Below are 10,148 nucleotides of genomic sequence, written 5' to 3'. Positions count from 1 at the left end.
CTGGGTTCGGTGCGGGGGTGGTGCTGAGGCGGTACGGGGCGGTACGGGGCTGTGCGTGGGTGGGGGTGGATAGTTTTCGCCGCCCCGTACCGCGCGGCTACTCACCGAAGTGACAATTTTTGCGCTTTCAAGGGCTGACGTCTCATCACATCGTGGTGGGTTGCAGGGCGGTCGGTGACGCGCCCGGATTCGGACTCCCGGGCTCCGCCGATTCACCGTGCCTTCCGGGACCGTTCGCCCCGTCGTCACGCCGCCGCCCCCGCGCGACGAGCACGACACCCGCCACCGCGAGTACCCCGCCGAGGACGCCCGCACCGAGCGGAAGCGTCTCGCCGACCAGTTCCAGACGGCTGCTGTCGTCGTCCGCGAGCTTCACCTGGGCCTTCTGCGTGGCCGGCGTGAACGCGATCCGCTCGCTGTCGAGCAGCACCGTCGCGTCCTTGTCCGAGCCCGGCGCGCGCAGCGTCTTGCGGGGCCCGATGGCGGCGTAGATGATCCGGCCGGTGCGCCGGTCCGCGACGAGCTCGATGCCGTGGTTGGCGTAGTACTCGTCCGCGATGACCTGGCTCTTCCTCGGCTGACCGACCATCCGCCCCGGCACCTGGCGCGTGCCCGTCTTCGTGGCCTTCACGGTCGCCGTGAAGCGGTAGCCCTCGTACCCCTGGATCTTCTTCGTGCCCCGGTAGGTGAGCGGCACGGTCGCGCCCAGCGTGTTGTCCCACCAGCGGTAGGACCGCTTCTCGACGTCGAAGGGGAACTTCAGATAGGCCTCGCCCTCGAAGTACGGCTCCTCGTCGCAGCAGTGCACCGGCTTGTTCGTCCGCCGGTCGGTGACCCAGCGTTCCTGGGTCCACTGGAGCGAGTCGTGCGGGCTTGCGGCGGGCAGCGACTTGTCCGGGTCGACGGACGTCACCACGTCCCAGACGGCCCGCCCGCTGTCCTCGCTGTCGGCGACGTCGCCGCGGACCTGGCGGGTGATCGTGAGGTTCTTGTCGTGGACGGTCTTGATCTTCTTGGTGTCGAAATAGCTTCCTTTGCCCTTGAAGACCGTGATGGTGTCGATGTCCACGGGCGTGCGTTTCGCTCGTGGCTCCACGTACCAGGCCAGCATCGGCGCGAGGACCAGAAGAAACACGCCGAGCCCGAGAAGGATCAGCGACAGAGGTGAGGCGGTGCGGCGCATGAGGTCACTCCTGGGCTGAGGCGGGAGAAGTGTTACTGAGCCGTATGGGCCGGGAACGTAGGCCCACCCTTGACGAAGTGTCAATGCATTGCAGAGACTGAGCACTTGCCGGACGGGGCCGGCACGGGCTGTGCGACCAGGACTTTGTGACCGGAGCTTTCCGGCCGGCCGAGTGCCTGCGCGCCCCGGGGTGGGGACGACCTCCGACAGAGAGGCTGACCCTCGCAATGCACCGTTTGCTCGCCGCTTCACTCACCGCCGCCGCCGCGGCGCTCCTCGCCGTGGGCGCGGCGCTCGGCATCGTCGCGCTCCTCGACGCCACACCGGACCAGCCCAACACGCCGCTCGTGCATTACGAGACACCGGCGCGGGGGCAGTGAGCGCCCGTGGCCGCGACCAGCGCACAGCCGTCCGGCGACCGGACGGCCGCCGACAGCTTCCCGGACGACAGGACTCCAGAGGGCCGGGCACCGGACACCGGCCCGGCTGAGACGTCACCGCCCGCCGGCCGGCCGCCGGAGGGTGCGCACCGCTCCGCCTGGCGCGACGTACCGCCCCGGCAGGTGAGGGAGTTCGCCGCCCTCGCCCTGGAGGAGGTGCCCTCGCTCGCCCAGGACATCCTGCGCGAGATCCGCGCCGAGTACCCCGGCCTGCCCGTCGTCCTCGACGACTCCGGCGAGCCGATGGCGCTGATCGGCATCCGCCGCGCCCTGGAGGGCTTCGTCCAGCAACTGGCGTCCCAGGAGGGCCGGCCCCGCTACCACCTGGAGGTCTTCCAGGAGTTCGGCCGCGGCGAGGGCCTGCACGGCCGCAGCCTCGACTCGCTCCAGGCGATCTACCGCCTGGGCGTACGACTGGCCTGGCGCCGCCTCGCCGAGATCGGCCAGCAGATAGAGATCCCGCCGCCCGCCATGTACGAACTCGCCGAGTCGGGCTTCGAGTACCTGGACGGCCTGGTCGACCAGTCCGTACGCGGCTACGCGGAGGCGGCGGCCCGCGAGGCGGGCGAACGCCTGCGCCTGCAACGGAAGTTGATGGAGCTGCTGCTCTCCGAGCGGCGCTCCGACAGCACGATGGGGCCCGTACACGGACCCGGGGCGGGCGTGGGACCGGCGTCCGGCGGCAGGACCGGCAAGACAGGCAAGACAGCACCCCTCGGCAACGCCCTCGGCGAGCGCGCCGCCCGCGTCGGCTGGCAGCTGCCCGAACGCGTCGCCGTGGGCGTCCTGCTGCGCCCCGCGCGGGAGGCCGTCGCACCCGCCGTCGGTGAGGGAGTCCTGCTCGACATGGAGGCCGAGCAGCCCCGCATGGTGGTGCCCGACCCCGAAGCGGCGGGACGGCCCGAACTCCTGCGCCGCGCCATGACCGGCTGGTCCGGCGCCATCGGCCCGCCCGTCGCCCTGGCCGACGCCGCGAAGTCGCTGCGCTGGGCGGAGGCGGCGGTGCGCCTCATGGAGCGCGGACTGCTGCCCTCCGGTGAGGTGCTGCACTGCACGGAGCACACCGAGGCGCTGGTGCTGCTGCAGCCCGAGGAACTGATCGAGGACCTGGCCCGCCGCTGTCTCGCCCCCCTCGAACACTGCGGCCCCGCCCACGGCCGTCGCCTCGCCGAGACCCTCCTGGCGTGGCTGGAGACCCGGGGCGGCGCCCCCGAGGTGGCGGCCCGCCTGGGCGTCCACCCCCAGACGGTCCGTTACCGCCTCCGCCAGATAAGGGAACTCTGGGGCGACGAGGTGGACGACCCGGACCGCCGCTTCGAACTGGAACTGGTGCTGCGGGCGCGCCGCTTGAGAGGCCTCCTGGGCAGGGCGTGACGCGCGGCGTCACCGCATCGAAATTGCCGGACTTTTCGATTCCGCACACAACTTTCACAGCCCCCGCTTCCACTGTTACCGGCGTGGCGCCTAGCCTCCATGCCTCATGGACTACTGCCACCCGTGCCGCAGGCACCTCAACGGCGCCCTCGCCTGCCCGGGGTGCGGAACCCCCGCCGAAGCATGCCGGGAGTACGCGCAGTCCATCACCGCGCCGGACGAGGAACCAGCGGGCCCCCGCACCCCGCACGAGGAGCGCCCCCCGCGCACCCGTGGCCGCAGGGCGCACCGGCGCCGCCGCCGCAAGGCCCTGCTCATCACGGCGGGCCTCACCCTCGCGGCGGGCGGCCTGAGCCTCGCCGAGCTGGGCACGGAGGGCGACTCCGGACCCCCGACCGCGGCCTCCGCCCCGGACCACCCGTCCCCGACGGAGACCACGGCCCCGGGCGGCGGCACGACGGCGGAGGACGCGGCGGCCGTGTCGGCCGCACCCTCCGGGACGAAGACGCCGGACGCGGAGCGCCAGGACGACAAGAACGGCAAGAAGAAGCGCGAGGCCCCGTGCCCCTAGAGGTGGGGGTGGTGGGGGTTGCTATGTGCACCACCACAGGAAGCGGTCGCAGGGTTGGGTGGGGGGGGGCTCTGGGGGTTTCGGTTTTGGGGTGGCGGGGGTGGACGGGGGGCGTGTCGGGGCGGGGGTGTTGAAGTGCGCGACCACCCACATGAGACCCGCACCGGCCAGACCGGCCCCTGAGGGACGCGGGGAACTGCGCGATCAACCACATCGAACCCGCACGGGACCCACGGACCCTTTAAGGGGCGCGGGGAACTGCGCGACCAGCCACACCCCACCCGCACCCGAACCCCCGGCAAGCGCAAGCTCACCCCTCGCCCCCCACCATCCTCCGCAAAAGCCCTCGCAGAGCAACCCGCTCCTCGCGGGACAACCCGGCCAGCGGCTCCCGCGCGAAGCGCAGGGAGCCTCGCAGGCGATGGGCGACCTCAAGCCCCTCCACCGTCGCCGCCGCCAGCTTCACGCGCCGATCCCCCGCATCGGCCCGCCGCTCGACGAGCCCCCGCGCCTCCAGCCGGTCGACGATCCCCGTGATGTTCGACGGCTCGCACTTCAGCTTCTGCGCGATGCGGCGCATGGGCATAGGTTCGAGGGAGAGCAGCCCCAGGACACGCGCCTGCGCCCCGGTCAGCGCGTGCTCGGCGGCCGCCTCCTCGTACTCCTCGTGGTAGCGAGCCACAACCGTGCCGATGAGCTCGACGACTTCGAGTGTCAGCGGATCGGCACGGGGGACGCGAGGAGAGGAAGAGGAAGAGGGACTGCCGGTGGCCATGGTCACCAGGCTAGCCGCCGGACCACCGGGTTACTTGACATCATGAAATATTCAGGAGCATGGTTGTTTAACAACCTCAAGCATTTCCGCAAGCACTTCCGCAAGCACTTCCGCCACGCGTTCGCGCTCCGGCACGCAGTGGTCCGTACGACGCAGTAGGAGGACGCCCCCCATGTCCGTCACCCCCGAGCAGCTCCCCTCCGTCAGCCGCGAATGGCACCTCGTGCGGCGCCCGTCCGGCTGGCCGGTCCCGGAGGACTTCGCGCTGCGCGAGGCTCCCGTCGAGGCCCCGGCCGAGGGCCGCGTCCTGGTCCGCAACCTCCACTTCTCGGTCGACCCGTACATGCGGGGCCGGATGAACGACGTGAAGTCGTACGTCGCGCCGTTCCAGCTCGACCGCCCCATGGAGGGCGGCGCGGTCGGCGAGGTCGTCGCGTCGAACGCCGAGGGCTTCGCCGTGGGCGACCACGTCCTGCACTTCGCGGGCTGGCGCGAGTACGCCTCCGTGCCCGTCCAGCACGCCACGAAGGTCGACCCGGAGGCCGCCCCGCTCTCCGCCTACCTCGGCGTGCTCGGTATGCCGGGCATGACCGCGTACGCCGGACTGCTCGAAGTGGCCTCCTTCAAGGAGGGCGACGCCGTCTTCGTCTCGGGAGCGGCCGGTGCCGTGGGCAGCCAGGTCGGCCAGATCGCCAAGCTGAAGGGCGCCTCGCGCGTCATCGGCTCGGCGGGCTCGGACGACAAGGTCAAGCTGCTCGTCGAGGAGTACGGCTTCGACGCCGCCTTCAACTACAAGGACGACAAGCCGGTCGCCGAGCAGCTCAAGGACGCTGCCCCCGACGGCATCGACGTCTACTTCGACAACGTCGGCGGCGAGCACCTGGAGGCCGCCATCAGCCGCCTGAACGTGCACGGCCGCGTCACCATCTGCGGCATGATCTCCAGCTACAACGACAAGGAGCCGAACCCGGCCCCGCGCAACCTCGCCCTGGTCATCGGCAAGCGGCTGCGGCTCCAGGGCATGCTCGTGCAGGACCACAACGACCTCCAGCCCCAGTTCGTCCGCGAGGTCGGCGGCTGGATCCGCTCCGGCGAGCTCAAGTACCGCGAGACGGTCGTCGAGGGTGTGGAGAACGGCGTGGACGCCTTCCTCGGCATGCTCCGCGGCGAGAACACCGGAAAGATGATCGTCTCTCTCGCGTGATTTCCGTCATCCGATAACCTGATTCCAGAAACCGTGGTTGTGGGCGCGCGCCACGTCTCGTCTCAGGAGGAATGAGCAGGTATGTCCATCCAGAAGATCGACGTCAAGTACACCGCCGTGGCCACCGCGGAGAACGGCCGCGACGGCCGAGTCGCCAGCGACGACGGCAAGCTCGACGTCGTCGTGAACCCGCCGAAGGAGATGGGCGGCAGCGGCGCGGGCACCAACCCCGAGCAGCTCTTCGCCGCCGGCTACAGCGCCTGCTTCCAGGGCGCCCTCGGCGTGGTCGCCCGCAAGGAGAACGCCGACATCTCCGGCTCGACCGTGACGGCCAAGGTCGGCATCGGCCAGAACGAGTCCGGCGGCTTCGGCCTGGAGGTCGCGATCACCGCCTCCATCCCGAACGTGGACGCGGCCACCGCGCAGTCCCTGGTCGAGAAGGCCCACCAGGTGTGCCCCTACTCGAACGCCACGCGCGGCAACATCAAGGTCGAGCTCGCGGTCGCCTGACCTTTCCGCCGCCCGCCAGGCGGTACGCGAGGGCCGCACCCCGAACCAGGGGTGCGGCCCTCCGTCGTACGCACAAGTCGAGCGGGAGTCCAGGCGTGGTTCAGCCCGCGGCCAGCGCCGCCGCGTGCACGACCCGCGCGAGACGCTCGTTCTCCGCCGCGGGCCCGCCGGGGAACGCGTACCGCCGCCGCGTGTACCCGTACGCGAGGCCGCTGCGCGGATCGGCGAACGCCTGTGAGCCGCCCGCGCCGCTGTGCCCGATGGAACCGGCGCCCAGGAACGGGTACCAGACCTCCGACGTGGCCTGGAAGCCGACCGCGAAGACCTTGTGGGCCCGCGCCACCAGGTCGTACCCCGCCGACTGGACCTGCCCGAACTCGGCGACGGTGTCCGCGTCCAGGAGCGGTTCGCGCCCCTCGACCCCGGTGACCGCCGCCGCGTACATCCCCGCCAGGCCGCGCGCCGAGGCCACACCGCCCACCGACGCGGGCCCCTTGGCGCGCAACGCGCGGGAGTTGGGCAGCACCTCGATGTCGGTGGGCTCCGCCGCGTTGCGGTTGAAGGCGATGGACGACAGGTTCTGCGGGCCGGTCGGCAGCGACGCGAGGAGCGCCCGCTGCTCGGGCGTCGGGTCCATCGGCAGGACGGAGCGGAACCGCCCCTCGTGCTCCTCGGGCAGCCCCAGGAAGAAGTCCAGGCCGTGCGGGGCGCGCACCCGCTCCTCGTACAGCTCCCGCAAGGTCCGTCCTGTGGCGCGGAACACCACCTCGCCGGCGAGCGCCCCGATGGACAGGGCGTGGTAGCCGAAGGCGGTGCCGGGCCGCCAGTACGGGCGCTGCGCGGCCAGGCGCCCCGCGATCGCCCGGTCGTCGGCGAGCTCCTCGGGGGAGAAACCGGAGTCGGCGCCCACTACGCCCACCCGGTGCGCGAGCAGCTCGCGCAGGGTGGCGGAGCCCTTGCCCCCGGCGGCGAACTCCGGCCAGTAGTGGGCCACTTCGCGGTCGAGGTCGAGCGTGCCGTCCTGGACGAGCAGGGCGACGACGAGATGCGCCGCGCCCTTCGTGGACGAGTACACCCCGTACAGCGTGTCGCCGTCGGTGTCGGGCCCCACCCACAGGTCGACGACCTTGCGCCCCTTGACGTACGCCGCCAACTGCCCGGCGTGGTGGGGGTCCTCGGCGGCGAGTACGGCGGTGAACTCGTCGCGCACGGCCTCGTATCCGTCGGCGACAGTGCCCTGCACTCTGATCTCACGCGTCATACGGAAGTCCTCCAGGGGGCGGGGAGCCGGGGAGCGGCGGACTGATCAAAGTGATCAGTACTTGAGCAACCGCCGCGCCCCTGCCCGTATTTCCCCGCCTCGGCCGACGCTCAGCAGCGCCCGCCCGACCTGCGGGAACACCCCCTTCGGATGGTCGCGGAAGAGCGGTTCGGTGCCGAAGAGCACCACCTTCGCGGCCGCGGCCGACCCGCTCACGACGGAGGCGCGGCCCGCGGCGTCCGCGGGCCCACCGGTGCCGTCCTCCAGCGCCCGCCAGTGCCCGGAGACGAGCGGGTTTCCGCTGCCGTACCTCTGCTCCGCGCGGACACCCGGGCCGAGGTCGGTGAACCACGACGGCGAGTAGACGAAGCTGTGGTCCGGCGCCCCGCCGGTGACCGTGCCGCCCGCGTTGGCCACCCGGACCACGCCGTTGGCGTCGCCGTTGCCCTCGACGGCCTGCACCGCGAGCAGCCCGGCGTCGGCGTTGAGCGCGGTGCCGGCCGCGCCCCGCCCGACCAGGCCGCCGCCCCCGGCGAGGAACCGGTCGAGCCCGGCGCGGGCCGCCGGATTCAGCTTGCCGCGGTCGAGCCCGGCCGACACGAAGAGGACGTCCGCCTTCGTCCAGTCGAAGCCGGAGTTGAGCACGGTGGTCGACACGGGTACGACGTCGAAGTTCATCTCCCGCAGCGCGAACAGCTCGCCCGGCGTGACGGCCGCCGCGACCCGCGTGCGGTGCAGCGCGGCGCCGCCCTCGGCCTTCGTGGCGTCGAAGGCGACGTCGTACTTCTTCGCGGCGGCGGTCGCGGCACGCCGCGCGGACGACGGCACGACGGCGCTGCCGTCCCGGTCATGAAGTACGGAAATGCCCTCGGCGAGAAGGGCGTTGAGGGCCGCGATCTCCCTCGGGTCGTCGAGGCGCAGCCGCAGGTCGCCGCGGGGCGCCACATACCCGACCCGGGACGCGGCACGCACCTCACGCGTGTGCAGAGCGTCCAGGTCACCGCTCTTCACGGAGTCCACGCTCGCGCCCCACAGCCGGCCGAGGCTCCACCCCGAGATGTCGTACATGGTCGACACCTTGTCGCTGATGTCCCGCCCGTCGGCCAGCAGCACATTGGCGAGGCCGCGCTTCGGCTGGTGCATGTCGACGACGTACGACCCCTTCGGGTATGCCCGCCCGCCGAGCCGGAAGCCGTGGCGCGCGCGCTCCACGCGCACGTCGTTGGCGATCAGGTGGTCGACGAGCCGCGCCGCCGCGGACCCCGACCGCTGCTCACCCCCGCCCTTGGCGCCGCCCGCCGGAATCACGTACGCGCGCGGGAACTCGGTCGTGTACACGTCCTCGGGACCGATTCCGGGCACGCCCGGCACGGTCTCCTCCGACACCGGCACCTGCTCCGCGCCCGTCGCGCCCCGCCGGAAGACCTCGATCTGGTCGGCGATCACCGAGGCGCGGTGGCGGTCGGTCCAGTCGAGCGTGGCGCGCATCGCGGCGCCCGCGATGTCCACATTGACGGCGGCCCTGCGGCGCAGCTCCGCGACCGGCTGCGTGTCGTACGCGTTGTTGTTGACCTGCATCGGGAACTCGATGGTGTGCGTCGCGACCGCGCCGTGGAACGGCATGTACTGCGGGGTGAAGATCGGCGGCCAGTCGTCCCAGCCCTCCTCCTGGTCCCGGAAGGGAATGACGGCGGGCTTCACGCCGTCCTTCGCCTCGGTGTAACCGAGCCCGTTGACGGCGGCCTCCATGCCGAGGGCGTTGGCGTAGGAATTCTTGAGGAAGAGGTCGTACTCGTAGTTCTCGCCGTGCGGGGGAGTGGTCGGCTCGATCAGCGTGCCGTTCACGTACCCGTGCAGGTCGATCATGACGGCGGGCTGCTTGGTGATGGCGATGTGCCGGACCGCGCGGGTCTCGGGCTGCGAGGCGGTGACGAAGTCGCGGTTGAGGTCGAAGCCGTTGGCGTTGGCGCGGGTGCCCGCGACGCGGCCGTCGGGGTTGGTGGTGACGTTGAAGTAGAGGCGGTTGTGCGCGAGCAGCGACCGGCTCTTCCTGTCCTTCGCCTTCGCCAGCTTCTCGATGAGCTTCAGGGCGGCGTCGGTGCCCTCCCACTCGTTGCCGTGGATGTTGTTGTTGACGAAGACGGGCGTCTTGTACGAGGACTTGATCGTCCTGTCCTTGGCGGCGGCCGCGGGGAAGTTCTCTATTCGCTCGCGCATCCGCTCCTGCCGGGCCGTCTCCCGCGCGGACTCGGGAGCGGTGACCGTCACGAGGTAGAGCTGGTGCCCGCCCGCGGAACGGCCCGCGATCTCCACGCTCACGCGGTCGCCGAGGCGCTGCAGGGCGTTCAGCTTCGGGGCGATGCCGTGGTACGGCATGAGCCCCAGCTTTATCGACTTGTCGGCAGGGTTCTCCGGGGGTGCGGTGAGCTTCCGCTCGCGCGGGTAGCCACGGCCCTTGTCACCACCGAGGCCCGTGCCCCCCGTGGCCCCGGCGTCACCGAGGGCGCGCTCGGCGGCCGCTTCCGGCGCCGTGGCGGCCCGGTCGGGACCGAGCGGCGAGCCCTCGCGGACGACGGGGCGCGGTGTCGGGTCGGCGGTCGCGCTGCCCGGGGCGAGCGCGGTCAGGGCCAGCGCGCCCGCGGTGGCGGCGGTGGTGAGCAGAACAGGTCTGGATGGCCGGGATATACCCATACGTACCTCCGGGAGATCGGTAAGCGAGGTCTTACCGGTTCAACTCCCGTTCAACAAGAGGGCCTTGTTCCACAGCTGTGCACCACCTGTGACAGTCCTGCCGACCGCCGTCGGCCGAACCCCCGCCCACCTGCGGCTA

Annotated in this window: 9 protein-coding genes; 5 read left to right on the top strand and 4 right to left on the bottom strand. The window is 71.6% G+C overall.

Annotated elements, in window-relative coordinates; genetic code table 11:
- Positions 1 to 145: 145 nt before the first annotated feature.
- The gene (locus AB0H82_RS30230; RefSeq protein WP_362998293.1) at positions 146 to 1,183 is read right to left on the bottom strand and encodes a DUF3068 domain-containing protein; all 1,038 of its coding nucleotides are present in this window, start codon (positions 1,181 to 1,183) and stop codon (positions 146 to 148) included.
- Positions 1,184 to 1,419: 236 nt separating this feature from the next.
- Here AB0H82_RS30230 and AB0H82_RS30225 point away from each other — a divergent pair, with 236 nt between their 5' ends.
- From AB0H82_RS30225 to AB0H82_RS30215, 3 genes are all read left to right on the top strand, one after another.
- Positions 1,420 to 1,563: a hypothetical protein gene (locus tag AB0H82_RS30225; protein WP_362998367.1), complete on the top strand. Its 144-nt coding sequence runs from the start codon at positions 1,420 to 1,422 to the stop codon at positions 1,561 to 1,563.
- 183 nt (positions 1,564 to 1,746) lie between these two features.
- Positions 1,747 to 2,997, top strand: coding sequence for a helix-turn-helix domain-containing protein (locus tag AB0H82_RS30220; protein WP_362998361.1), 1,251 nt, complete (start codon positions 1,747 to 1,749; stop codon positions 2,995 to 2,997).
- 106 nt (positions 2,998 to 3,103) lie between these two features.
- Entirely contained in the window at positions 3,104 to 3,568 is a 465-nt protein-coding gene (locus tag AB0H82_RS30215; RefSeq protein ID WP_362998291.1) for a hypothetical protein, read from the top strand.
- A 310-nt stretch (positions 3,569 to 3,878) separates the two neighbouring features.
- Here AB0H82_RS30215 and AB0H82_RS30210 read toward each other — a convergent pair whose 3' ends face one another.
- Complete coding sequence (locus AB0H82_RS30210) at positions 3,879 to 4,343, bottom strand: MarR family transcriptional regulator (RefSeq protein ID WP_362998289.1); 465 nt, start codon at positions 4,341 to 4,343, stop codon at positions 3,879 to 3,881.
- A gap of 172 nt (positions 4,344 to 4,515) precedes the next feature.
- Here AB0H82_RS30210 and AB0H82_RS30205 point away from each other — a divergent pair, with 172 nt between their 5' ends.
- Entirely contained in the window at positions 4,516 to 5,547 is a 1,032-nt protein-coding gene (locus AB0H82_RS30205; RefSeq protein WP_362998287.1) for an NADP-dependent oxidoreductase, read from the top strand.
- Between the two features lie 81 nt (positions 5,548 to 5,628).
- On the top strand, positions 5,629 to 6,057 hold the full coding sequence (locus AB0H82_RS30200; RefSeq protein WP_230900506.1) for an organic hydroperoxide resistance protein: 429 nt from the start codon (positions 5,629 to 5,631) through the stop codon (positions 6,055 to 6,057).
- A gap of 100 nt (positions 6,058 to 6,157) precedes the next feature.
- On the opposite strand, the gene AB0H82_RS30195 is transcribed toward AB0H82_RS30200, so the two are convergent.
- Both AB0H82_RS30195 and AB0H82_RS30190 read right to left on the bottom strand, forming a co-directional pair.
- Positions 6,158 to 7,318: a serine hydrolase domain-containing protein gene (locus tag AB0H82_RS30195; protein ID WP_362998285.1), complete on the bottom strand. Its 1,161-nt coding sequence runs from the start codon at positions 7,316 to 7,318 to the stop codon at positions 6,158 to 6,160.
- 54 nt (positions 7,319 to 7,372) lie between these two features.
- Positions 7,373 to 10,009: a M14 family zinc carboxypeptidase gene (locus tag AB0H82_RS30190; RefSeq protein ID WP_362998283.1), complete on the bottom strand. Its 2,637-nt coding sequence runs from the start codon at positions 10,007 to 10,009 to the stop codon at positions 7,373 to 7,375.
- Positions 10,010 to 10,148: the final 139 nt, after the last annotated feature.

Source organism: Streptomyces sp. NPDC050732 (assembly GCF_040654255.1).
Classification (GTDB): Bacteria; Actinomycetota; Actinomycetes; order Streptomycetales; family Streptomycetaceae; genus Streptomyces.
The sequence above is the reverse complement of the archived record's forward strand: the minus strand, read 5'-3'. Positions and strand labels throughout refer to the sequence as shown.

Bases quoted from the DNA above. Each gene is read 5' to 3' on its own strand.
- AB0H82_RS30210 (WP_362998289.1), bottom strand. From the start codon at position 4,343: ATGGCCACCGGCAGTCCCTCTTCCTCTTCCTCTCCTCGCGTCCCCCGT.
- AB0H82_RS30205 (WP_362998287.1), top strand. From the start codon at position 4,516: ATGTCCGTCACCCCCGAGCAGCTCCCCTCCGTCAGCCGCGAATGGCAC.
- AB0H82_RS30200 (WP_230900506.1), top strand. From the start codon at position 5,629: ATGTCCATCCAGAAGATCGACGTCAAGTACACCGCCGTGGCCACCGCG.
- AB0H82_RS30195 (WP_362998285.1), bottom strand. From the start codon at position 7,318: ATGACGCGTGAGATCAGAGTGCAGGGCACTGTCGCCGACGGATACGAG.
- AB0H82_RS30215 (WP_362998291.1), top strand. From the start codon at position 3,104: ATGGACTACTGCCACCCGTGCCGCAGGCACCTCAACGGCGCCCTCGCC.
- AB0H82_RS30190 (WP_362998283.1), bottom strand. From the start codon at position 10,009: ATGGGTATATCCCGGCCATCCAGACCTGTTCTGCTCACCACCGCCGCC.
- AB0H82_RS30230 (WP_362998293.1), bottom strand. From the start codon at position 1,183: ATGCGCCGCACCGCCTCACCTCTGTCGCTGATCCTTCTCGGGCTCGGC.